19 protein-coding genes are annotated in these 22495 nt (G+C 72.8%); 7 read left to right on the top strand and 12 right to left on the bottom strand.

Translation table 11 applies throughout. The features are described 5' to 3' along the window. Positions 1–12: 12 nt before the first annotated feature. The 8 genes from ABTX24_RS10230 to amiA form a co-directional block, all read right to left on the bottom strand. Positions 13–291: an HU family DNA-binding protein gene (locus ABTX24_RS10230; protein WP_160023086.1), complete on the bottom strand. Its 279-nt coding sequence runs from the start codon at positions 289–291 to the stop codon at positions 13–15. An 83-nt stretch (positions 292–374) separates the two neighbouring features. Further along, positions 375–2066: an ATP-binding cassette domain-containing protein gene (locus ABTX24_RS10225; RefSeq protein ID WP_350839319.1), complete on the bottom strand. Its 1692-nt coding sequence runs from the start codon at positions 2064–2066 to the stop codon at positions 375–377. Next, entirely contained in the window at positions 2063–3721 is a 1659-nt protein-coding gene (locus ABTX24_RS10220) for an ABC transporter ATP-binding protein/permease (RefSeq protein ID WP_350839317.1), read from the bottom strand. Before ABTX24_RS10220 ends, ABTX24_RS10225 begins: the two co-directional genes overlap by 4 nt. Next, complete coding sequence (locus ABTX24_RS10215; protein WP_350839316.1) at positions 3718–4689, bottom strand: nitroreductase family protein; 972 nt, start codon at positions 4687–4689, stop codon at positions 3718–3720. Before ABTX24_RS10215 ends, ABTX24_RS10220 begins: the two co-directional genes overlap by 4 nt. A 14-nt stretch (positions 4690–4703) precedes the next feature. Further along, a complete protein-coding gene (locus tag ABTX24_RS10210) occupies positions 4704–6101 on the bottom strand; it encodes a YcaO-like family protein (RefSeq protein WP_350839314.1) in 1398 nt (465 codons plus the stop codon). Continuing rightward, positions 6098–7081 carry a CocE/NonD family hydrolase gene (locus ABTX24_RS10205; protein WP_350839312.1) on the bottom strand — a complete coding sequence of 328 codons (984 nt, stop codon included), beginning with the start codon at positions 7079–7081 and terminating at the stop codon, positions 6098–6100. The genes ABTX24_RS10210 and ABTX24_RS10205 overlap by 4 nt, the downstream gene beginning before the upstream one ends. Further along, the gene (locus ABTX24_RS10200; RefSeq protein WP_350839310.1) at positions 7078–7857 is read right to left on the bottom strand and encodes a hypothetical protein; all 780 of its coding nucleotides are present in this window, start codon (positions 7855–7857) and stop codon (positions 7078–7080) included. Before ABTX24_RS10200 ends, ABTX24_RS10205 begins: the two co-directional genes overlap by 4 nt. Before the next feature lie 130 nt (positions 7858–7987). Continuing rightward, a complete protein-coding gene (amiA, locus tag ABTX24_RS10195; protein WP_241248494.1) occupies positions 7988–8086 on the bottom strand; it encodes a streptamidine family RiPP in 99 nt (32 codons plus the stop codon). A 111-nt stretch (positions 8087–8197) separates the two neighbouring features. Between amiA and ABTX24_RS10190 the strand changes: the two genes are divergently transcribed. Genes ABTX24_RS10190 through ABTX24_RS10170 form a run of 5 tightly spaced genes read left to right on the top strand, consistent with a single transcriptional unit; the run spans position 8198 to position 14013 of the window. Next, complete coding sequence (locus ABTX24_RS10190) at positions 8198–9400, top strand: hypothetical protein (protein ID WP_350839308.1); 1203 nt, start codon at positions 8198–8200, stop codon at positions 9398–9400. 11 nt (positions 9401–9411) lie between these two features. Beyond that, positions 9412–11076 carry a prolyl oligopeptidase family serine peptidase gene (locus ABTX24_RS10185; protein ID WP_350839306.1) on the top strand — a complete coding sequence of 555 codons (1665 nt, stop codon included), beginning with the start codon at positions 9412–9414 and terminating at the stop codon, positions 11074–11076. Continuing rightward, the gene (locus ABTX24_RS10180; RefSeq protein WP_350839304.1) at positions 11076–12215 is read left to right on the top strand and encodes a FecCD family ABC transporter permease; all 1140 of its coding nucleotides are present in this window, start codon (positions 11076–11078) and stop codon (positions 12213–12215) included. Before ABTX24_RS10185 ends, ABTX24_RS10180 begins: the two co-directional genes overlap by 1 nt. Beyond that, positions 12212–13003, top strand: a complete 792-nt coding sequence (locus ABTX24_RS10175) for an ABC transporter ATP-binding protein (RefSeq protein WP_350839302.1) — start codon at positions 12212–12214, stop codon at positions 13001–13003. The genes ABTX24_RS10180 and ABTX24_RS10175 overlap by 4 nt, the downstream gene beginning before the upstream one ends. Continuing rightward, positions 13000–14013 carry an ABC transporter substrate-binding protein gene (locus tag ABTX24_RS10170; protein ID WP_350839301.1) on the top strand — a complete coding sequence of 338 codons (1014 nt, stop codon included), beginning with the start codon at positions 13000–13002 and terminating at the stop codon, positions 14011–14013. Before ABTX24_RS10175 ends, ABTX24_RS10170 begins: the two co-directional genes overlap by 4 nt. 62 nt (positions 14014–14075) lie before the next feature. Here the strand turns inward: ABTX24_RS10170 and ABTX24_RS10165 are convergent, their stop codons facing one another. From ABTX24_RS10165 to ABTX24_RS10150, 4 genes are read right to left on the bottom strand one after another with little or no spacing between them, the layout of a single operon-like run. Beyond that, positions 14076–15833 (bottom strand): ABC transporter ATP-binding protein, encoded by a 1758-nt coding sequence (locus ABTX24_RS10165; protein ID WP_350839299.1) that lies wholly within the window; start codon positions 15831–15833, stop codon positions 14076–14078. Beyond that, a complete protein-coding gene (locus tag ABTX24_RS10160; RefSeq protein ID WP_350839298.1) occupies positions 15830–17725 on the bottom strand; it encodes an ABC transporter ATP-binding protein in 1896 nt (631 codons plus the stop codon). Before ABTX24_RS10160 ends, ABTX24_RS10165 begins: the two co-directional genes overlap by 4 nt. Positions 17726–17773: 48 nt before the next feature. Beyond that, positions 17774–18445 carry a potassium channel family protein gene (locus ABTX24_RS10155; protein ID WP_091041412.1) on the bottom strand — a complete coding sequence of 224 codons (672 nt, stop codon included), beginning with the start codon at positions 18443–18445 and terminating at the stop codon, positions 17774–17776. After that, positions 18445–19107: a potassium channel family protein gene (locus tag ABTX24_RS10150; protein WP_160023110.1), complete on the bottom strand. Its 663-nt coding sequence runs from the start codon at positions 19105–19107 to the stop codon at positions 18445–18447. The genes ABTX24_RS10155 and ABTX24_RS10150 overlap by 1 nt, the downstream gene beginning before the upstream one ends. 121 nt (positions 19108–19228) lie before the next feature. Between ABTX24_RS10150 and ABTX24_RS10145 the strand changes: the two genes are divergently transcribed. Next, a complete protein-coding gene (locus ABTX24_RS10145) occupies positions 19229–21244 on the top strand; it encodes an APC family permease (RefSeq protein ID WP_160023112.1) in 2016 nt (671 codons plus the stop codon). Further along, positions 21241–22431, top strand: a complete 1191-nt coding sequence (locus ABTX24_RS10140) for a class I SAM-dependent RNA methyltransferase (protein ID WP_350839296.1) — start codon at positions 21241–21243, stop codon at positions 22429–22431. The genes ABTX24_RS10145 and ABTX24_RS10140 overlap by 4 nt, the downstream gene beginning before the upstream one ends. Positions 22432–22495 lie beyond the last annotated feature (64 nt).

Here is a 22495-nt window from a genome sequence, read left to right as displayed (position 1 = left end):
GTGTCCAGGGACTCAGCCCTTGGCGACCCGCTCCTTGAAAGCGGAGCCGGCCTTGAACGCCGGGCCCTTCGAGGCCGGGATCTTGATCTCGGCGCCGGTCTGCGGGTTGCGGCCGGTGCGAGCCGAGCGCTCGCGCGACTCGAACGTACCGAAGCCGGGCAGCGTGACCTTGTCGCCGTTGGCAACGGCCGCGCTGATCGCCTCGATGGCGGCACCCAGGGCGGCGGAAGCCTGCGTCTGGGTGATCTCGGCCTGCTTGGCGATTTCGCTCACCAGGTCGGTGCGGTTCATGCGATCTCCTTTAATCGTTGATCAGAGCCGCAAAGGTTGACGAGATGCGGCTCGTCGCCAGCGTAGGCCAGTCCTACGGATCTTCAACCTTCACGCGCCGCGTGTTCCGCGTGGTTACGGGCTCTGCGGGGGTTCGGGGCGACTTCTGGGGCCTCGCGAGAGCTCATCTCGACCACCCGGTCCATCCCGGCGAGAGTCTGCGGACGGTGGGAGACGACCAGCATCGTGGCCGGAAGTGTGCCGAGCAGGTCGGTGACCTGCCGCGCGGAGGCCTCGTCGAGGTCGGCGGTGGGCTCGTCCAGCACCAGGATCCGCGGACGCTGCAGGACGGCGCGCGCCAGCCGCAGTCGTGCCCGCTGTCCACCGCTGAGGCGGAGGCCGCCCTCGCCGACGTGACTCTCCGCCGTGACCGTGTCGGCGAGGCCGAGCCGGGCCAGCAAGGCCTCGATCTCGGCGTCGGTCGTCGTGGGACCGGCGATCGCGTCGCGTACGGTGCCGGAGAAGAGTGCGCCGTCCTGCTCGACCGTGGCCAGTGCGGCCCGGAGCGCGGCGTCATCGACGGCCGAGATCGGTACGCGGCCGCCGGCCGGGTCGGTGAGCTCGACGGTCCCGGTGTCGGGGTCCCAGAGCCGGCTGGCCAGCGCCACGACGGTGGACTTGCCCGCTCCCGAGGGCCCGCGGAGCCCGACGTGCTCCCCGGGCGCGAGGGTGATGCCGAACCCGTCCAGCACCCACCGGTCGTCGTAGCCGAAGCCCACCTCGCTCATCCTGAGGCCGAGCGGCCCCTCGGGAAGGGGCGCCTGCGGGGTGTCGCGGGTGAGCACGGACCGGCGGGCGAGCTCGGTGCCGACCCGGGCGGCGGCCGCGCGCAGCGCAGGCAGGCGGGCGCAGGTCGCCGCGGCCTCGGCCACCGGGGCGACCGTCGCGAGCGCGAGGACGACCAGGGCGGCGACGTGCTCGGCCGCGAGCTCACGGCCGAGCACGCTGACCAGCACGCCCACACCGGCGAGCGTCACCGCCGCCTCGCGTGCTCCGGCGAGCAGGCGATGGGTGGTCTCGAGCCGGCCAGCGGCCCGGGCGGCCTCGGCACCGGTCTCCCTGACCTGGCGGCGGACCGGTTCGTGGATGCCGTAGCCCAGCACCTCGCGGAGGCCGCCGAGCACGTCGACGACACGGTCGGAGAGGGCGCCGGTCGCCTCGACGCCCTCGAGTCCGAGAGCTTCCAGGCGGCGCCGGCCGAGCGGGACCGTCGCGAGCACGAGCGCGAGCGCTGCGAGGGTGACCAGCGCGAGCACGGGCTCCACGACGGTGAGGAGGACCAGTCCGAGAAGCGCGTTGACCGCCGCCGCGACGAGCTGAGCCACGGTGTGGGCGTAGAAGAACTCCAGGCGCTCGGTATCGGCCATCGCGGTGGAGGCGGCTCGGCCGACGTTCTCGCGGCGCCTGGTCGGCAACGCGACCGCGTAGCGGTCGAAGAGCGCCATCCGCAGCCGGGCGAGCACGCGGAACGCGAGCGCGTGGGAGGCATCCATCTCGCCCCAGGTCAGCAGCGCTCGGAGGATCACCAGGCCGGCCAGCAGGGCCCAGAACCAGCCCGGCGGGGCGTCGCGGAGGACGACGGCGCGCCCGACGACGGCGGCGAGCAGCACCGAGATCGCCCCCAGGCACACCTGGCTGACGACCACCAGCACGGTCGTGGCGACGATGGCGCGGCGCTCGCCGCCGAGATGACGGAGCAGCCCGGTGAGCGGCCGAGCGGGGGCCGGCGCGGTCATACGTGGCTCCTGTCGAGCAGCGGTGTCAGTCGGCCGTGGCTGAGCTCGAGGATCCGCTCGACCCCGTCGAGCGACTCCTCGCGGTGGGCGACGACGATGACGATGCGGTCGGCGGAGAGCCGTGCGAGCGTGGCGGTGACGGTGCGTGCCGAGGCCGGGTCGAGAGCGCTGGTCGGCTCGTCGGCGAGGAGGACGGGGCGGTCCGAGAGGACGGCCCGGGCCAGCGCGATCCGCTGGCGCTGCCCGCCCGAGAGGCTCGCTCCGGCGCTGGCGATCGGCGTGTCGAGACCGGTGGGGAGGGTGCGTACCTCCTGGTCGATGCCGGCGGCCGCGCACGCCTCCCACAGGTCGGTCTCGTTCGCGTCCGGGCGGGCGACCCGGAGGTTCTCGCGCACGGTTCCCTCGAAGAGCACGGGTCTCTGCGAGACCACCGCCACGTCGGACGTACGCACCGGGCGACCGTCGAGCAGGACCTGGCCGCCGGTGGGGGAGAGGTGGGTCAGGACCAGGTCGAGGAGGGTGGTCTTCCCGGCGCCGCTGGGGCCCACGACTGCGGTGACGGTGCCGGGCTCGAAGCGCTCCCGGACGCCCTCGAGGATCGGCGGCCCGTCGGGGTAGGCGAACGAGACGTCGTCGAGGACGAGCGCCGCCGTGGGCGACGCGGTCCGGTCCGCCCCGGCCGGGCTGGTTCCCGGGGTGTCGTGGTGCTCGCCGACGCCGAGCCTGCGGAGCGCCGGGACGGCGGAGGTCCCGAGGTAGCCCGCGTGCCAGGCGCCGGAGAGGTCCCGGATGGGCCGGAAGACCTCGCTCACCAGCATCAGCGCCAGGTAGAGCTCGGCCGGCGGCACCCCCGTCCCGGTCACGCTCGCGACCAGCGCGAGCCCGGCAGCGGCGACGGTGCCGCCCTGGACGGCGAGGTCGATGAGCGCGGTGTCGAGCAGCGAGGTACGCATCACTCTCACCGTCGCGCGGTGCAGCTCCTCGCTCCGGCGCGCCATCCGGGCACGGGTCTCCGCGACCCGTCCGAGCAGGCGCAGGGTCGCCATCCCGCGCAGGGCCTCGAGCAGGTCGGAGCCGAGGCCCTCGTAGGTGTCCCAGTGGTCGTCCGAGCGTCGTCGCATGAGGCGCTTCCACAGCAGCGGCGCGGTCAGCGCGCCGGCCGCGGCCAACCCGGCGGCGAGCCCGGCGAGCGGATGCACGAGGATCAGCAGGACCGTCACCACCGGGATCAGCACGAAGGCCTGGGCGAGCGCCGGCAGGTAGCGGGTGACGTACGCGTCGACCCCGTCGACCCCGTCGACGAGCGCCGTCCTCAGACCGCCGTCCCGCCGGCCGGGGTCGTGCAGGGCCTCAGGGACCAGGACGCCTCGCAGTGCCTCGTCCCGCACCCCGAGGCGTACGTCCTCACCCAGCCGCGCCGCGGCGGTCGCCTGCACCCAGGACAGAAGCCAGCGCACCGCCACGATCCCGGCGATCCACAGCGCTGCCGCGACCGCACGGTCGTCGTCGTGATCGACCACCGCGAAGAGTCCCTGGGCCAGGGCATAGGCCTGCGGGAGGTAGGTCGCGGTCATCAGGACCTGCAGCCCGACGGTGGCCGCGGCAGGGGCGGGATGTCGCAGCGCTGTGCGCAGAAGCAGCGTGTCCACCATCATGTGGCGGCTCCGTTCTCGAGGATGGCGATGGCATGGACCAGCGGCCGCGCGGCCATCGGAGGAGTGCAGAACCCGGAGACGGCGCGGACGCCATGGCCTCGGGCGGTCAAGGAATAGGTGTGGCGGGCGGCCTGGCGATGGATCTGCCACAGCCGGGCGTAGCCGGTGGCGTCGAGCCGTGGCGGACGCGGCCAGCTGATGACGCGGTCGGCGCCGAGCACCCAGGACTGGCCGCTCTGCCGCGCCACCTGGAAGCCGGGCGGGGTGCGGGGGATCTGGTCGCGGTGCTCCCGGAAGCCATCCAGCCCAGGGCTGCGCCGCGAGCAGAGCGCGGCGGAGGCGACCTCGTCGAGGTGCGGGTCGCGCGGCAGTCGGATCCGCGCCAGGGCGATCTCGGGCACGAGGCCGCGCTCGAGCCACCATGCGGCCTGCGCCGCTCGGGGCAGGCCGAGGGCGCGACGGGCGGCCGCGAGATCGGACCAGCCCTCGGGCAGGCGGGCATCCGGCACCAGCAGGAGCAGCGCCTCGAGCGCGTACGCCGCATCAGCGACCCACAGCGGCCACGACCGGTGACGGTAGCGGCCGAAGGTGCGTCCCGGCTGGACCGTGAGGACGATCTCGACCTCGTCCGGTGCGAGCCCGCTCGGTCCTCGCGGATCGGAGCGACGGACGAGCGTCTCGGCCGACGGGTCGTAGACATAGCGGCCAGGTGGCGTCACCAGGTGCCACTGCACGGGATAGGCGCCACCCGCCGAGGGGACCGCCCGGCGCGGGATCGTCGTCGGGGTCCCGTCGGCGCGCGGGTGGCGACCGCGCGCCCGCCACAGTCGGTGGATGGCCGTCGCTGCCGTGCCGCTGATCTCGACGAGCTCGCCGGGCCAGCGGTTCACGCGGGGCCCGGGAGGCAGCGGCTCGCCCGGGAGGTCGGGCGAGAATGCCGTCGCGAGGAGCGCGGCGCTCGAGGTCATGTCGCGTCTCCGGATCACATGTGGGGCGGCGGGCACAGGGCCAGTGGCTCATCGAGATCGACCGGGTCCCAGCCGCGGCGCCGGGCGGCCTCGCCGAAGCGCGGCATCCCGAGGTAGCGGAAGGCGGCCGGGGCGTTGGGCACCAGTCCGGTGACGAAGGTGCGTACGACTCGCAGCGGAGTCTGTGCCACATCCCGTGTCGTGAGATCCCGCGTGATGACCCGATGACCGCCCTCGTGCAGCCGACGGCGCACCTCGGCGACGTCGGTGGCGGCGACCTCGGAGATCGGGACGGTGCCCAGCGCGGGCGCCGTGAACCGATCGGCGAGCCCGTGCACCCGCGGATCGAGCCAGACCTGGACATGGGCACCGAGATCGCGTACCCGGGCGAAGTCAGGCCCCGCCGAGTCCAGGTAGCGGCGGTCCTCGCGATGGTCGAGGTAGAGGCCGGGAGCCATCAGCCCGGCACGTACGGCCTGGAAGACCCAGCCGTCGGCGTCACGGCAACCGAGCGTGTAGATCCAGGTGTGGACCGCCTCCAGCACCGCCTTCCGCACGGCCCGGACCGGGTCGGTGGACGCCGAGAAGCCGGCGGCGTAGACACCCGTGTCCCGGTCGCGCACGAGGGCGGCCATCGCCGGCGCGAGCTCGGTGGGCATCCGGACGACGTGTACGTCGAGCGGCGCGCCCTCCAGATCGGCGCTCAGTCCCGGGACCGAGCCGGGGTCGATCCCCTGGGCCCGCCCGCCGTGGTGCCACCACACCTCGAGGGCGTCGCGCTCCACGACCTCGAGAAGGCCGCGGTCGTGGGCGTCGGCGGCACCCTGGCCGGTGGCGATGCCGGCGTAGCTGAGGTGGAAGACGCGGTCCAGGTGGGCGAACCGCCGCTGGCGCCAGTTGAGCCCGATGAGGGCGTGCGGCATCCAGATGTCGCTCGCCGGATCGGCCCAGCCCTCGGCCGGCTGCTCCTGGCAACGGCTCCACAGCGTCGGCAGCTCGTCGTCGAGCGCGCGATAGGGGAAGTCGGGCCGGGTCAGCTGCGCCGTGCTCCAGCGGGGGAGGTCGTCGAGGTCGACGACCCGCAGGCCCTGCTCCCGCAGCTCGGCCGCGGTCCCGGTCCGGTAGTCGGCGGGGTCGAGGCGGTCGGGGATGAAGTTGCCGCAGTAGCGCTCGACCCCCTCCGCGATCGCCGCGATCCGGGCACCCGCGACATCGCCGAAGGTGGTGCCGAGCGAGACCCGGTCGGCCGGCCAGTCGCCGAGCCAGCGCGCATCGGAGACCTCGGCGGTCAGCGAGGTGTAGCGCAACGGCGCCCGTTCGGGGCGCAGCACTTCCCGCACTCGCCGGATCAGTCCGGTCTCCTTGTCCACCAGACGCTCGACGTCCAGCGGTGGCATCGCTGACGTGGTCATGCGTATCCTCTCTCGGTTGCCGGCACGGTCGTGGCGAGCCGCCGCCCGGACCAGGCCCGGGAGGCGACATCGAGCCGGAGCTCCTCCCCGGGAGCGGGCTCGGCGTGGGTCAGCCAGCGCAGGATCATCCGGCCGGGGGAGCCGGCAGCGTCGTACGCCGCCCGCAGCGCGGGGTCCGTGGTGCCGATGCCGAGGTCGTGGCCCCAGGGGCCGCTGACCAGGGCGCTGCCGGCCCCGCTGCGGGTACCCCACCCGGCGACCAGCCGGCGGGCGTACGTGTCGAACGGGTCGGCGTCGCCGGTGACGACCAGCAGCGGAGCGGTGACGTCCCCGAAGTGGTCGGGAACATCGAGCGGCGGGGTGGCCCACAGCTCGCGGAACGCGTCGAGACCTGCCGGGTCCCAGCCGAGACGAGCCGCGGCTGCCATCGGTCCCTCGCGGTCGGCGACCGCGGCCGCGGCCCGCAGGACGGACGGGTCCAACGCCGCCTCGTCCTCGCGCGCGAACCCGTGGATCGCCCACCAACCGAGTCGGTCCAGATGCTGCGGGATCCCGTCGCCCGAGTAGGCGGTCTCGTACGCCCCGAGGGCCGGCACCACGGCGACCACGCGGGTCACCCGAGCATCCGTGCGAGCGGTCTCGAGGGCGGTGTGGGCGGCATAGGAGGCGCCGTAGGTCACCACGGGTGTTTGCGGGCAGCGCTGGTGCAGAGCATCGACCGTGTCCGACCCGTCGCGGGCCTCGGCGGAGTAGGGCCGCCAGGTGCCGGCGGAGGAGTAGCGGCCGCGTACGTCCTGGACCAGGCAGTCGAAGCCGTGACGCGCCAGCGACCTGGCCAGCGGCAGGTGCGCGCGGGCGTCGTACGGCGTCCGCACGAGCACGACCGCACGTGCGGCGCCGACCGAGCCGACGAGCCAGCCGCCGAGGACGACGCCGTCTCGGGTGGTGACCGGGAAGGGGCTGGCCTGCGAGTCGGTCACCGCGCGGCCTGCGGGCGCGGCGCCGGTTCGTCGAAGCCGAGGACGGTGTGGGTGCGTTCGCGCAGGCCGTCGCCGACGACGCGCAGCAGACGCCGGTGCTCGACGAGTGCGGGGTCGTCGGCGGCCCAGTCCTCCAGGATGGCCAGGCAGCGAGCGACCGTTAGGGTCAGCGTCGCGCGGCGGAGCGGCCGTGGGTCGCGGTGGCCGCTCGCGAGCCACGAGGAGAGCTCGGGGGCGGCGGGGGAGGCGGCCAGCCGGCGGCGGGCGACCTGGTCGGGGGTCGCCTCGCTGCCGTCGACGACGAGCGGGAAGATCAGCATCCGGCCGCCCTCGCGCCGACCGCGCAGCAGCACTGCTCCGTCGGCCAGGAGGTGCTCGAGACGCTCGTCGAGCTCGGCGTCCCGCCGCTGCGGGACCTCGCGTACGTCGACGACGGCATCGGTGTGCGGAGGCGTACGCGCCCCGTCGTCGCGGACGACCTCGGCGCCCGAGCGCGCGAGCTCGGCGGCGAGTGCCCGGCCGAGCCGGCCGCGGCCGAGGACGAGGAGGCGGCGCCGGCCCTCGGGCCATCGTGAGGCCAGGGCTCTCCGGTCGCGCTCGAGCGCGGCGCGGCGTACCCGGAGCAGGTAGCGGTAGGTCGGCACCCGGCCGGGGCCGGGCAGGTCGTGCAGCCTGAGGAAGTCGCCGGAGCCGGTACGCAGCGCCGGCATGTCGGTCGAGACGCGGACCTCGCCGCGGGCGGCTGGGAGTGGGCGCCAGTCGTGTCTGGGGTACATGGGGTCTCCTGGCTGCTCGGTGGTCATGGTTCGGACAGGGCCGGGGGTGCCGGGCTCGTCAGCCCGGCACCCCCGCGATCAGACGGTGGCCAGGTCGCCCGAACGGCACTGAGTGCTCACCCGTCGGCGATCAGTCGAAGGGGTTCTCGACCAGCGCGTTGGAGTGGGTGGCGGAAAGGTGCGCCAGCTGCTCGGTGTCCTCGATCTCGCTCACGATGTCGTTGTTCATCGGCTGTCTCCTCTGTCGGATCGTTCGGCCCGGCGTCGCCGGGGCCCGCTGGTGCGGACAGCGGCAAAACGTATATGAGAATCATTCCCAATACCAGTAGTGTGTCCGACCATGAGCCCCACACTCGTCCTCGCGGACCATCGCGCCAGCCGCTGGCAGACCTCCCAACCCGGTGATGCGCCCGGTCCGTGGTCGACGGCGACGCTGGCCGAGCACGCGGGCGTCCTCACCCTCCCGGCGGGCGCCCCGGGCGGGGCGCGGGCGGTGTTCGCGGACGACGCGCTCGGCACGCTCGTGGTGATCGACGGCGCAGGTCAGGCGCGGAGAGTGCCGATCGCGATCCCCGCCGAGCACCTGGCCTGCGACCCCACGGGGCGCTACGTCGTCGTCACCACGGGTCTGGGCGCCTCCTGGGATCCGTGGAGCGATCTGGTCACGGTCGTGGACCTGGCCGACCCGAGCGGCGCCACCGCCGTGCGGGTGCGGGTCCGCGCCGGCGAACCGGGCGTCGTGATCGTTCCGGATGCCGGAACAGGAGAGCCGATGATCGTGCTGCGACACCGCGAACCCGGCGAGGCGGAGGTCATCCCGCTGCACGACCTGCTCCGGGCCGGGCCGCACTGCCCGGTCGTACGCGGCGAGCGCCTCGAGCTCGCGGGCGACCTCGGGCACGGCGACGCCGCTGACCAGCGGACCGGAGTCGTCCACCTGTCCACCGAGGTGGGCATCGAACGACTCCGGGTCACTGATGGCCGGCCTGAGCGCCTGAAGACCTGGCCGTGGCCGGTGCCCGGACGGGCGTATTTCCTCCGGCTCGACCCGGCGCTGGGGATCGTCTGCTCCGTACGTGGAGCCGATGCCGACGCCGAGCAGTGGCACACCTGGACGAACCATCTGGTGCGCTGGAGCCTGGACGGAGCGGTCGAGGTGACCCGGACCGGTGACGGCCTGGTGTTCCGGCCCGACGCCACCGGTGGAACGGTCGCCTGGACGGTCGTGCATCCCGACGGCGACCGGCTGGCGATTCTCACCGACGGCCGGCTCACCGAGATCGAGCTACCGCCCATGAGCGCGGCCCCGCGTCCCGGTGTCGCGCCATGGGATCCCGTCGGGGACAGGTCCGCACAGCGGCGGGCGTTGGCGCTGGTCTCCGGCGACCTGGCCGCGGTCACTCGCGGAGGCGACGGGGAGCTCCACCTCGTCCGCCGCTCGGGCATCGAGTCGACCGTCGACCTGGGATCCCCCTGTGACGAGGGCGGGCACCTGGCCGTCATCAGGCCATCCGAGACCTGGGTCGACGGGGTAGGACGGTGAGGCGCGGGAGCGTGCGCGACGCGCTGCGTCGTGCCGAGCGGTCAGGTCGTCCCGGACTGCCGCTGGGCCGCTTCCGGCTCTCCCGACGCTCCGGGGACCTGCTTGCCGTCCTGGTCGACGAGGACGGCGGGCTCGTCTTCGACCCGGGCGTCAGGATCCAGGGCTTCGCGCCGTCGCCGGACGGGCACCTGGTCGCCCTCGAGGTCAGCGACGACGGCTCCGAGAACGGGCGCGTGGTCGTCGTGGACACGTCCTCGCGGACCTCGACCGAGCTCGGCGCCGTGACGGTGCGGCACACGCGGATGGCCTGGACCGGCGCGGACCTGTTCCTCGTCGACACCCTCGGCCGCTGCCTGCAGGTACGGCACGGCGAGCCGCCACGGACGCTGTTCACCACCGCTGCCGGCGAGCGCGCGACCCCGGTCGGCGTCGGCGGCACGATGGTCGTCGCCCGGACCGACGAGGCGCGGACCCGGCTGGTCGGCATCGATGGCTCGGAGATCCTCGAGCTCCCCAGGGTCCGGAGCATCAGCGCCGCGGCGGACACGTTGCTCGCGGTGACCGGCGACGAGCTGGTGAGTCTCCGCTTGCTTGGAGGGACATCTGCACGATGTCTTCTGGAGACCCTGGCCGGAGTCCCCGTCCATGCCCAGGCGGTTCCCGGGGGTTGCCTGGTCCACCTGGTCCGGGACGGGCACTCCACGGTCGTCCGCCTCGCCGCCGATGCCGGAGTCCTCGCGCCGACGCAGACCGTTGCCATCTCGGAGCAGCAGGACGTACGTACCGTCTCCGGCCTCTCCTGGGCGCAGGACCGCGCCTGGGTGCGGATCGAGTCGCCGGCCGCGGCGCCGCGGGTGATGCCGCTCGAGCAGGCGGCACGCTCGACGAGCGAGGGCCAGCGGTCGCGGCTGGTCACCGTGACCGCTGAGGACGGCGCCGAGATCGAGCTCATCCTGACCGGAGAGCCCGGCGGCCCGACCCTCCTGGAGGTCTACGGCGGATTCGGGATCGTCGATCTCCCGGCCTTCGAGCCGTCGGTCGCCGCCTGGTGCGAGCTCGGCGGGCTGCACGTGAGCGCCCGGCTGCGCGGCGGAGGCGGGGTGGGCACGACGTGGCACACCTCGGGGCAGGGCGCGGGCAAGACGCGTACGGTCGCCGACGCCGTCACCGTCGCCCGCGAGCTCGTCCGCCTCGGCCTGACCCGGCCGGAACAGCTGGTGCTCGCCGGGGCCTCGCTCGGCGGACTGGTCGCCGTCTCCGCGGCGCTCGCCGAGCCGGGCCTCGTCGCCGGGGTCGCCTGCACGGCCGCGCCGCTCGACCCGCACCGCATCGGCGAGCACCCGGGCGCGCGGCACTGGACCGAGGAGTTCGGCGACCCGAGCGACCCGGCGGTGCGCGCCGCCATGGACGACTACTCGCCGTTCGAGCGCGCCCGCCGGTTCCCGGGCGGACGCTGGCCCCGCTTCCTGCTGACCACCTTCGCCGAGGACTCCCGGGTCGCGGCCGCGCCCACCGACCGGCTCGCGGCGGCGCTGACGGCTCGCGGCGCGGAGGTCGTACGCAGCCACCGCCCCCGGATGGGCCACGGCGGCAACCACCTCGACGCCGTGCACGACTTCGCCGCCTCCGTCCTCGACTTCGCCCTCGACTCAGCCCACGTCTCCACAGGAGTGTGATGACCCCCACCGATACCTCCGTGACCACCGACGACATCTCGCCACCGGTGCTCTCGCGGCCCGGCCCCATCCCGGTGCCCGCCTCGATCGCCCGGCGCAGATGGCGCGCCCGGGTCCTGACCGTCGGGCTCGCGGCCGCCCTCCTCGTCGTCATCGCGCTGTCCGCGTCGTCGGGCACCGTCGACCTGAGCGCGCTCGACGCCGCCAGGCTCGTCACCGGGCACCTGCTGCCCGGGATGCCGTGGATGAGCGACGGCACCTACACCGTGCTGCAGGACCAGGTGGTGTGGCAGTTCCGGCTGCCACGTGCGTTGCTGGCCGCGCTGGCCGGAGCGGCCCTGAGCCTGGCCGGGGTCTTCATCCAGGCAGTCGTACGCAACCCGCTGGCCGAGCCGGCGATCATCGGCGTCTCCTCGGGAGCCGGTGTCGGCGCGGTCTCCGTGGTGGTCCTGGGAGCGGCGGCGGTCGGGGCCTGGATCGGCACCGCGGCGTTCCTGGGAGCCGCGGTCGCCACCGCCGCGGTGTTCTGGGTGGCGTACAAGAACGGCAGCATCGCCCCGCAGCGTCTGGTGCTGACCGGGGTCGCGCTGGGCACGTTCTTCAGCGCGATCACCAGCTATCTCACGCTCACGACCGAGGCGCAGAACGTCTTCAGCGTGATGTTCTTCCTGCTCGGCTCGGTCTCCGCCGCGACGATGACCGATCTGGCCGGTCCGCTGGTTGCCCTGGTGGTTGCTCTCGGCGTCTCGATCACGACCGGGCGCGCGGTCAACGCGCTCCAGGTCGGCGACGAGACGGCCACGGCGCTGGGGGTCCGGGTCAACCGGCTGCGGTCGGTTCTGCTGCTCGCGGCCGCGCTGCTCACCGGCACCGTCGTCTCGGTCGCCGGCGGCATCGGCTTCGTCGGTCTGGTGGTCCCGCACATCGCCCGGGTACTGGTCGGCTCCGACCACCGGCGGATCGTCCCGGTGGCGGTGTTCGGCGGCGCCCTGTTCCTGTGCGGCGCGGACCTGCTCGCCCGGACTGTCTCGGCACCCGCCGAGGTGCCGCTGGGCATCATCACCGCGCTGATCGGGGTGCCGTTCTTCCTGTGGCTGATGCGCGGGCGGGCCGCCGACGAGCAGGGGATAGCACGATGAGGCTCGAGACGCTGGACCTCACCCTGCACCGGGGCAGCCGGGAGGTCGTCACCGCGGCCTCGGTCGTGGTCGAGCCGGGTGAGGTGCTCGGCCTGCTCGGCGCCAACGGGAGCGGCAAGTCGACCATCCTTCGGGCCTGCTTCGGCGCCCTCCGGCCGGTCTCGGGCCAGGTCCGTCTCGACGGGACCGACGTCGCCGCGATGGGCCGGCGCGAGATCGCGCGCCGGGTCGCGGTGATGGCCCAGGAGCCGCCGGACGAGTTCGGGCTCACGGTGGCCGAGAGCGTGCTGCTGGGACGTACGCCGCACCGCGGGGTGCTCGGTCGCGACAGCCCCGAGGACTGGCGGGTGGTGAGCCGGGCGATGGAGCTGGCGGGCGTCTCCACGCTGGCCGACCGGCCGGTCCACCGGCTCTCGGGCGGTGAGCGGCAACGTACGTTGCTCGCCCGGGCGATCGCCCAGGAGGCCGAGCTGCTGCTGCTCGACGAGCCGACCAACCATCTCGACGTCTCCTACCGGTTCGAGCTGATGCACACCGTCGCGGAGCTCGGGATCACCACCGTGGTCGCGCTGCACGAGCTCGACCTGGCGCTGGCGTACTGCGACCGGGTCGCGGTGCTCGACCGCGGACACGTCGTCGCGCTCGGGAAGCCCGTGGACATCCTCACGCCCGAGCTGGTGCGCGAGGTCTTCGGTGTGGAGGCGAGCCGGATCACCGATCCCGAGGCCGGCACCCCACACCTGCTCCTGCGCGGGACGTCCGCGCGGGTTCGAGAGAGGAACACATGAACACCACCCCACTGCTGCGCACCGTCCCGGTGGCAGCGCTCACGCTCCTGGCAGCGACCGGATGCGGCGGCACCGGCGTCCAGAACGACGCCGCCGCGAAGGGCGAGGCCGCCGAGGGCTACCCGGTGACCGTGGAGAACTGCGGCCGCGAGATCACGGTCGAGTCGGCCCCGAAGCGCATCGTCGGGCTCAGCCCGGCGCAGACCGAGCTGCTCGTACGCCTCGGGGTCGGCGACCGGCTCGTCGGCCAGGCGCAGACAGCCATGCACGAGCTCCCCGCGGACGTCGCGGCGGACGCGAGCGATGTGCCCGAGCTGAGCACGGACGCGCCGCCGGCGCGCGAGCAGCTCCTCGACGTACGTCCCGACGCGGTCGTCGCCCCGACCGAGTACGAGTTCACCGCCGAGCAGGGTTTCGCCACCATCGACCAGCTCACCGACGCCGGGGTGACCACCTACGTCGCCGCCGGCGGCTGCCCCGAGCGCCGCTCCACCGGTGAGGTCACCGACCTGTTCACTGACCTGGAGGCACTCGGCAGCATCTTCGGGGTGTCGGGTGCCGCGGACGAGCTGGTCGCCGAGACCCGGGGCGAGCTCGAGGCGGTCGAGAAGGCCGTGCAGGACCGTCCCCGGCCCACGGTCGCCCAGCTCTTCGTCGAGGGCAAGACGCTCTCCGCGATCGGCGCCGGGGTGGAGTACGACATGATCGAGCGCGCCGGCGGCGAGAACGTCTTCAGCCCCGACGAGGAGCTCTTCGCCCAGTTCTTCTCCGCGGTCGTCTCCCCGGAGGAGGTCGCCGCGCGCAACCCCGACGCCATCGTGTTCGCCGTCCGGGAGCCGTCCGAGGCGGGGCGGGTCGAGGCGTACCTGCGCAAGACCTTCCCCGACGTCACCGCCGTCAAGGAGGACCGCTTCATCGCCCTGCGCACCCCGGACACGTTCCCGGGCACGCTCGGCAACGTCACCGCGGTGCGGACGATCGCGGAGGGCCTGCACCCCGACGCTTTCTGACCCTGATCGACGCCGGCCGGCGGGTCGTCCTCGGGGACGGCCCGGCAGCCGGCTGTCCAGGTCTACTCGCGGGCGAGAAGCCGCCAGCCCTCGGCCTGCGTACGTTCGCGCCAGAAGTCCAGGTACCGCCCGCCGTGAGCCAGGAGCTCGGCGTGGGAGCCGCGCTCCACGATCCGGCCGCCGTCCAGGACGACGATCTGGTCGGCGGCGACGACGGTCTGCAGACGGTGGGCGATGACGATGACCGTACGGTCGGCGGAGAGCGCGGTGAGCGCCTCCTGGACCGCGGCCTCGTTCTCGGCGTCGAGGGCGGCGGTCGCCTCGTCCAGCAGGACGACGGGGGCGTCCTTCAGCAGCGCCCGGGCGATCGAGACCCGCTGCTTCTCACCGCCCGAGAGCGTGGAGCCGGCCTCACCGATCCGGGTCTCCCAGCCGTGGGGGAGACGGTCGACGATGTCGTCGACCCGGGCCAGCCGCGCGGCCTCCCTCAGCTCCCCGTCGGCGGCGTCGGGGCGCGACATCATCACGTTGTCCCGCAGGGTGCCCTCGAAGAGGTAGACGTCCTGGAAGACGATCGAGACGCGCCGCATCAGTGCCTCGGTGCCCAGATCGCGTACGTCGACCCCGCCGAGCATCACCGAGCCCGACGTCACGTCGTGGAACCGGGCGACCAGGCGCAGCAGGGTGCTCTTCCCGGAGCCCGATGGTCCGACCACGGCGGTCAGCGAGCGTGGCGGCGCGGTGAGGGAGACCTCGTCGAGGACCCGGGTGCTGTTTTCATGGGAGCTGGTGTCGTAGGAGAAGGCCACGTCGCGCAGCTCGATGCCGCTGTCGGCCGGCTCGGCCGGCGTGGAGGGCTCGGGGAGCGGCTCGAGGTCGAGCACGTCGAGGACACGTCGCAACGAACCCTCGGCGATCCGCAGCGCGCTGGAGAGCTCGCCGTAGTCGATGAGCGACTCCACGAACCGCACGGTGAGGACGAGGAGCCCGATCGCCGTGGCCGGAGCGAGCGACCCGCCGAGACTGAGGTGGACGGCCAGCGCGATCACCAGGGTGAGCAGCGCCTGGATGGAGAGCAGCTGGATCCCCAGGCCGCCGAACCCGGTCACCAGCAGCCGTCGCGACGCCCGCTTCTGCTCCCGCAGCGCGTTCTCGACCAGCTCGTTGCCGTGCACGGTGCGGCCGAAGACCCGCAGGGCGGGCTGGTTGAGCGCGAACTCGACCACGCGCGCCGAGCCCTCCGCCATCGCGGCGTCGTAGGCGCCCTCGCCGCGGCCGACGATCGTCGCCAGGAGCCGGGTGGTGGCCAGCACGGCGACGACCCCGACGAGGAGCGCGAGCGCCAGGCGCCACTCCAGGAACGCCATCGCGACGACCACCGTGACCGGGCTGACCACGGCGGCGATCAGCGGCCGCAGCAGGTGCCCCGGCACCGAGGCGATGTCGGTGGCACCCTTGGAGGCCATCCGGGAGAGCTGCCCGGTGCGGTCCTGGTCGTACCAGCCCAGCGGCAGCCGTACGGTGTGGTCGCCGAGCCGGGCCAGCGTGATGTCGAGCAGGTCGCAGGCAAGGTCGTAGCCGTCCAGGTTGCCCACCGTCAGCGCCACGTGGTGGGCCACGAAGAGGCCGGCGAGCACGCCCAGCCAGGTGGACGTGGCGTCCCAGTCCTGGCGCAGCGCGGCGTCCAGGACCGGCACGACACAGGCGAAGGCCAGGCCCTGGAGTACGCCGGTGGTGACGAACATCGCCACGACGCGGGCGAGCTGGCGCCGATGGGCGTGATCGAGGAGGTCGGCGAGCAGACGGGCGATGGTGATCATGCCGACTCCTCTTCCTCGCCGCTGTCGGTCGAGCCGCCGGAGCCGCTAGGCGAAGGCGTGTCGAGACCAACACATCCTCTGTCCACGCTCATCACGACAGTGTTGGTCTCGACACGCTCGGCCGCAGGCGGCCTCACGGCTCGACCGGCGGGGGACGGGTGGGCGCGCTGGTCGGCGGCCCAGAGCCGGGCGTAGCGCCCGCCCCGGGCGAGGAGCTCCTCGTGGGTGCCGCGCTCGGCGACCCGGCCCTCGTCGAGGACCACGATCTGGTCGGCCGCGGTGACCGTCGAGAGCCGATGCGCGATCACCAGCAGCGTACGTCCGGCGACCAGGCGCGACAGTGCCCGCTGGACGAGCGCCTCCGACTCGGGATCGGCTGCCGCGGTGGCCTCGTCGAGGACGAGGATCGGGGTGTCGGAGAGGAGGGCGCGGGCGATCGCGACCCGCTGCCGCTCGCCGCCGGAGAGCTGGCCGTCCTCACCGACCACCGAGTCGTAGCCTCGCGGGAGCTCGTCGATGCGGCCCGCGATCTGGGCGGCCTCGGCCGCGCGGCGTACGTCCTTGTCCGGTGCCTCGGGATGGGCGAGCCGGATGTTGTCCCGGATCGAGGTACGCAGCAGCCCGGTGTCCTGGAAGACGAAGGAGACCTGCTCGTAGAGCTGTGCGCTCGTCATCTCGCGCAGGTCCACCCCGGCGATCGTGATGCGGCCGGAGGTGGGGTCGGCGAAGCGGGGCAGCAGCTTGGCCAGCGTCGACTTGCCCGAGCCGGAGTGGCCCACGAGCGCGGTCACGGTGCCCGGTTCGAGGACCAGGTCGATGTCGTGGAGCACCGGCGGTGCGCCGGGCGAGTAGGCGAAGGAGACACCGTGCAGCTCGACCCGGGAGGAGTCCGGGGCCGGGCACGGGCCCGCCGGCTCCGGGAGCTCGGGCTCGGCCAGCAGGCGCTGGATGCGCCGGGCCGCCTCGGTGGCCTCGCGCAGCTCGCGGGCGGCGTAGCCGGCGACGGTGACCGGCGCGGTCATGGCCAGGCCGAGGACGAGGAAGGGGACCAGGTCGGGCCCGGTGATCCGGTCCGCGCGGAGCATCCAGACCCCGGCGCCCAGGACGAGCACGAGGGTCAGCGCCGGCGTCAGCGCGAGCTCCATCAGCAGCATCCCCAGGGCGGAGTGTCGCATCCAGGCGCGGTTGAAGCCGCCGAACCGGGTGGCGACCTCGGCCAGGCGCCGGTGAGCCTGCCCGGTGGCGCCGAAGGTCTTGATCTCCGCGATCCCGCCGGTGTTCTCGACCGTGGCCGCCGCCAGCTCGGCCAGTCCGGCGTCGTAGTCACGGTAGAGCGCGGCGGCGCCCCGCAGCGAGATCCGGAACCCGACCAGCCCGAGCGCGAGCGGGACCAGGGTGACCAGGGCGAGCGGCGGGGAGACGATGAAGAGGTAGCAGGCGACGACGGCAGGCAGCGTGAACGCCGCGGTGAGCTCCATGACCGAGTGGGCGACCAGGTGGTGCAGCGCGGCGACGTCGTCCTGCACCGCCTTCTTCACCGTGCCGGAGTTGCGTTCGGTGAACCACGCCAGCGGCACCCGGCCGAGCCTGGCGACCAGCAGCCGGCGCAGGTGGATCGAGAGGTCGAGGTCGGCGACGTGCGAGAGCCACGACGAGCCGAGCACCGTCGCCAGGCGCACCAGCAGCGCCGCCACGCTCACCCAGACCACGACCCACGCGCGGTCGGCATCGACATCGGCGCCGGACGCCGCGGGCAGCAGGATCCGGGCGAGCTCGACGATCCCGACCAGCGGCACCAGCCCGGCGACGGTCGAGACGACCATCAGCACCAGGCTGGCGATCAGCCTTCCCCGGACAGGACGAAGCGTCTGGAGGAGGGGGGAGCGAGCCAACTGTTGTCCTGCCGAGATCGAGGGTTGCTGCGTACGAGATCTTCGGCGTCAGCCGCCGTGGCCGGTGGGCGCGAGAAGACGCTCGAGCTCGTCCTCCTTCTCGGTGGGCACGACGAAGAGGAGCTCGTCGCCCTGCTCAAGAGGCTGCTCGGGAGTGGGTACGTAGACCTGACCGTCACGCAGGAGCGTGACGAGTGCGCAGTTCTCCGGGAACGGCACCAGGCCGGTGGGCTTGCCGACGTAGGGGGAGTCGGCGGGCAGGGTGATCTCGACCAGGTTGGCCTGGCCCTGCCGGAAGGTGAACAGCCGCACCAGGTCGCCGACGGTGACGGCCTCCTCGACCAGCGCGGACATGATCCGCGGGGTGGAGACGTTGACGTCGACGCCCCAGGCCTCGGTGAAGAGCCACTCGTTGTTGGGGTGGTTGACCCGGCCCACGGTGCGTGGCACGCCGAACTCGGTCTTGGCCAGCAGCGAGCAGACCAGGTTGGCCTTGTCGTCACCGGTCGCGGCGATCACCACGTCGCAGTTGTCGAGCCTGGCCTCCTCGAGCGAGGAGAGCTCGCACGCGTCGGCGAGCAGCCACTCCGCGTCGGCGACCCGCTCGGGCTTGATCGAGCCCGGGTTCTTGTCGATGAGGAGCACCTCGTGGCCGTTGGTGATCAGCTCACGGGCGATGGACCGGCCGACGGCTCCGGCCCCGGCGATTGCGACGCGCATCAGTCTTCCTCGGGGCCGTTCTTGATGGTCTTGTACGCCTGCGCGGTGTTCTCCTCGCGCATGACGATGTGGAGCACGTCGCCCTCCTGGATGACGCTCTCGCGGACGGGGATGATCCCCTCGCCGAGCCGGTCGATCCAGGCGATGCGGCTGCCGGACTGGCGCTGGAACTTGATGGTCCGCTCGCCGACCCAGGGCTCGGGCATGATGACCTGGTCGATGCGGATGTTGCCCGACATGTCGCGGAAGTCGGGCTCGGCGCCGGCCGGCAGCAGGCGGCGGAGCACCTGGTCGGCGGTCCACTTCACCGTCGCGACCGTGCTGATCCCGAGGCGCTGGTAGACCTCGGCGCGGCCGGGGTCGTAGATGCGGGCCACGACCTGCTGGATGCCGAACTCCTCGCGCGCCACCCGGGCGGAGATGATGTTGGAGTTGTCGCCGCTGGAGACCGCTGCGAACGCCTCGGCGCGCTTGATGCCGGCCTTGAGCAGCACCTCCCGGTCGAAGCCCATCCCGGCGACCTTGTCGCCGTTGAAGCCCGGTCCCAGCCGACGGAACGCATCGGAGTTCTGGTCGATGACCGAGACCGTGTGGTTGCGGTCCTCGAGGCTCCTGGCCAGGGTCGAGCCGACGCGGCCACAGCCCATGATCACTACGTGCACCGTGTCATGATTGCACTCGCCCGGGCCGCGCGTCGCCTACGCCCTCGAAGTTGGCGTGTTCGGATGTGCGTAGCGATCCGGAAGCGCGAGGAAGCGGCGATGTGCCGTAGCGTCTGCGGTTGTGGGTGTTGGTGATGTCTCCAAGCGGATCCTGATCGGTCGCAAGCTCCGTAGCTCTCAGCTCGGCGAGACGCTGCTGCCGAAGCGCATCGCGCTACCCGTTTTCGCCAGCGACGCCCTCTCCTCGGTGGCCTACGCGCCCGACGAGATCTTCATCATGCTGGCGGTCGCGGGAGCCTCGGCGTACGCCTGGTCCTGGAAGATCGGCCTGGTCGTCGCCCTGGTGATGCTGACCGTGGTCACCTCCTACCGGCAGACGGTGCACGCCTACCCGAGCGGCGGTGGCGACTACGAGGTCGCGACGGTCAACCTGGGGCGCAAGGCGGGCGTCACCGTGGCCAGCGCCCTGCTGGTCGACTACGTGCTGACGGTGGCGGTGTCGATCTCCAACGCCGCGCAGTACGCCGCCAGCGCGATCCCCAGCCTGATCGGCCACGAGGTGCTGGTCGCCTCGATCGCGATCGTGCTGCTCACCGCGATGAACCTGCGCGGCGTACGCGAGTCCGGGACGTTCTTCGCGGTCCCGACCTACCTGTTCATGTTCGCCATCCTCGGGATGGGCCTCTACGGCCTGTTGCTGCTGGTGAACGGCAACCTGCCCGAGGCGGAGAGCGCCTCGCTCCAGATCCGTCCCGAGGAGGGCTGGGAGGGCACGCTCAACCAGGTGGCGCTGATCTTCCTGCTCGCCCGCGCGTTCTCCTCCGGGTGTGCGGCGCTGACCGGTGTCGAGGCGATCTCCAACGGCGTACCCGCCTTCCAGCGGCCGAAGAGCAAGAACGCCGCCACCACGCTGCTGCTGCTCGGCCTGATCGCGATCACGATGATGATGAGCATCATCGTGCTCGCCAACCAGATGAGCATCCGCTACGTCGACCCGCACGCTCTCGACAACCTCCGCACCGCCGCCGGCGACGCCGTGCCGGCCGGCTACGAGCAGCACCCGGTGATCTCCCAGATCGCGGCCGGGGTGTTCACTGACTTCCCGCCGGGCTTCTACTTCGTCATCACCGTCACGGGCATCATCCTGGTCCTGGCCGCCAACACCGCCTTCAACGGCTTCCCGGTGCTCGGCTCGATCCTGGCCAAGGACGGCTTCGCGCCCCGGTCCCTGGGCGCGCGCGGCGACCGGCTCGCCTACAGCAACGGCATCGTGTTCCTGGCGGTGCTGGCGATCGCCCTGATCGTCATCTTCGACGCGCAGACCACCAAGCTGATCCAGCTCTACATCGTCGGCGTCTTCGTCTCCTTCAACCTCAGCCAGCTGGGCATGATCCGCCACTGGACCCGCCATCTCGCCACCGAGCGCGACCCGAGCGAGCGGCGCCGGATGCAGCGTTCGCGGGCGATCAACACCTTCGGTCTCGGGATGACCTCGGTCGTGCTGGTGATCGTGCTGATCACCAAGTTCCTCGCCGGTGCGTGGATCACGATCCTGGCGATGGGCTTCTTCTACGTGGTGATGCTGGGGATCAGGCGCCACTACGACAACGTCGCTCGCGAGCTGGCCGCCGACGAGCAGGACAAGGTCATGCCGACCCGGGTCCACGCGATCGTGCTGGTCTCCAAGCTCCACAAGCCGACGCTGCGAGCGCTGGCCTTCGCCCAGGCGACCCGGCCCAACGCCCTCGAGGCCGTCACGGTCTCGACCTCCGACTCCGACACCGCCGAGCTGCTGAAGCAGTGGGACGAGCGCAACCTGCCGATGCCGCTGAAGGTGCTCCACTCGCCCTACCGCGAGCTGATCCGCCCCGTCGTCGAGTACGCCTCGGCGATCCGTGACGCCAACCCGCGTGGCGTCGTGGCCGTCTACATCCCCGAGTACGTCGTCGGCCGCTGGTGGGAGCAGCTGCTCCACAACCAGACGGCGCTGCGGCTCAAGGGCCGGCTGCTGTTCACCCCGGGCGTCATGGTCATCTCCGTGCCCTACCAGCTCGCCTCCGGCAAGGAGCGCGCCGAGGAGCTGCGCGAGGAATACTGGCTCGCGCCCGGCCTGCGCCGCGGAAGCGGACGCCGATGAGCGGGCGTCGGCGTCCGGCGCCGCAGCGCGGGCGTCGAGCCCGTCCGAAGGCGTCCAAGGGCGAGTCGTACGTCGGGCGGCGCTTCGAGGTCGAGGTCGGCCCGGTCGCCCACGGCGGCCACTTCGTCGCCCGCGTCCCGCTCGACGACGCATCTCGGGTGGTCTTCGTACGCCACGCCCTCCCCGGTGAGCAGGTGGTCATCGAGATCACCGAGGGCACGGCCGGAGACAGGTTCTGGCGCGGGGACGCGGTCTCGGTGGTCTCGGCCGCACCGGAACGGGTCGTTCCGCCGTGTCCGTACGCCGGTCCCGGCCTCTGCGGCGGCTGCGACTTCCAGCACGTCTCGGTGGCCGCTCAGCGTGAGCTGAAGGCGACGGTGGTGCGCGAGCAGCTGGTCCGTCTCGGTGGCCTGTCCGCCGAGGACCCGCTGGTCGCCGGCCTGGTCGTCGAGGCCGTCCCCGGTGACGAGGACGGGCTGCGCTGGCGGACGCGTCAGCGCTACACCACCGCCCCGGGCGGCGGCCGAGGCATGCGGAAGTACCGCTCCCACGACGTCATCCCGGTCGACGACTGCCTGATCGCCACCGCCGACGCCCGCGAGCCGGGCGCCGGGACGGTCGTCGAGACGGTGGAGGTCGGGGGAGCGGAGCACTCCTTCGAGGTCTCCGCCGACGGCTTCTGGCAGGTCCACCCGGGCGCGCCCGCGGCCCTGGTCTCCGCGGTGCTGTCCGCCCTCTCACCCGCCCCGGGCGACACCGTCCTGGACCTCTACGCCGGCGTCGGCCTCTTCTCCGCCTTCCTCGCCGACCGGGTGGGCCCCACCGGCCGCGTCGTCGCCGTCGAGGGCGACCCCACCGCCTCTGCGCTCTCGGTCGGCAACGTCCCCGCCGCCGAGGTGAGCGCCGGCGACGTCGCCACCGTCCTGGGCCGTCTCGAGGACGGCCCCTTCGACCTCGTCGTCCTCGACCCGCCCCGCGAGGGCGCCCGCCGCAAAGTCGTCGAGGCCGTCGTCGCACGTTCGCCTCGGAAGGTCGCGTACGTCGCCTGCGACCCCGCCGCGCTGGCTCGTGACGTCGCGATCTTCGCCGAGCACGGCTACCGGCTGCGTACGCTGCGCGCCTTCGACCTTTTCCCGATGACGCATCACGTCGAGGCGGTCGCACTTCTGGAGCGGCACGGAGGGTGACCCTCGAGGCTGGGCATCCGACCGTTCGAGGCGCTGCCTGGCGTGTCCCCCAGTCGGCTCGCAC

Source organism: Nocardioides sp. NPDC127514, assembly GCF_040302125.1.
Classification (GTDB): domain Bacteria; phylum Actinomycetota; class Actinomycetes; order Propionibacteriales; family Nocardioidaceae; genus Nocardioides.
Note: the sequence above shows the minus strand (reverse complement) of the source record. Positions and strands in the feature narration are given on the sequence as shown.

Excerpts from the sequence above, each read along its gene's own strand:
- ABTX24_RS10170 (WP_350839301.1), top strand. The coding sequence starts at position 13,000 with ATGAACACCACCCCACTGCTGCGCACCGTCCCGGTGGCAGCGCTCACG.
- ABTX24_RS10190 (WP_350839308.1), top strand. The coding sequence starts at position 8,198 with ATGAGCCCCACACTCGTCCTCGCGGACCATCGCGCCAGCCGCTGGCAG.
- ABTX24_RS10140 (WP_350839296.1), top strand. The coding sequence starts at position 21,241 with ATGAGCGGGCGTCGGCGTCCGGCGCCGCAGCGCGGGCGTCGAGCCCGT.
- ABTX24_RS10165 (WP_350839299.1), bottom strand. The coding sequence starts at position 15,833 with ATGATCACCATCGCCCGTCTGCTCGCCGACCTCCTCGATCACGCCCAT.
- ABTX24_RS10175 (WP_350839302.1), top strand. The coding sequence starts at position 12,212 with ATGAGGCTCGAGACGCTGGACCTCACCCTGCACCGGGGCAGCCGGGAG.
- ABTX24_RS10180 (WP_350839304.1), top strand. The coding sequence starts at position 11,076 with ATGACCCCCACCGATACCTCCGTGACCACCGACGACATCTCGCCACCG.
- amiA (WP_241248494.1), bottom strand. The coding sequence starts at position 8,086 with ATGAACAACGACATCGTGAGCGAGATCGAGGACACCGAGCAGCTGGCG.
- ABTX24_RS10200 (WP_350839310.1), bottom strand. The coding sequence starts at position 7,857 with ATGTACCCCAGACACGACTGGCGCCCACTCCCAGCCGCCCGCGGCGAG.
- ABTX24_RS10225 (WP_350839319.1), bottom strand. The coding sequence starts at position 2,066 with ATGACCGCGCCGGCCCCCGCTCGGCCGCTCACCGGGCTGCTCCGTCAT.
- ABTX24_RS10230 (WP_160023086.1), bottom strand. The coding sequence starts at position 291 with ATGAACCGCACCGACCTGGTGAGCGAAATCGCCAAGCAGGCCGAGATC.
- ABTX24_RS10215 (WP_350839316.1), bottom strand. The coding sequence starts at position 4,689 with ATGACCTCGAGCGCCGCGCTCCTCGCGACGGCATTCTCGCCCGACCTC.
- ABTX24_RS10220 (WP_350839317.1), bottom strand. The coding sequence starts at position 3,721 with ATGATGGTGGACACGCTGCTTCTGCGCACAGCGCTGCGACATCCCGCC.
- ABTX24_RS10155 (WP_091041412.1), bottom strand. The coding sequence starts at position 18,445 with ATGCGCGTCGCAATCGCCGGGGCCGGAGCCGTCGGCCGGTCCATCGCC.
- ABTX24_RS10210 (WP_350839314.1), bottom strand. The coding sequence starts at position 6,101 with ATGACCACGTCAGCGATGCCACCGCTGGACGTCGAGCGTCTGGTGGAC.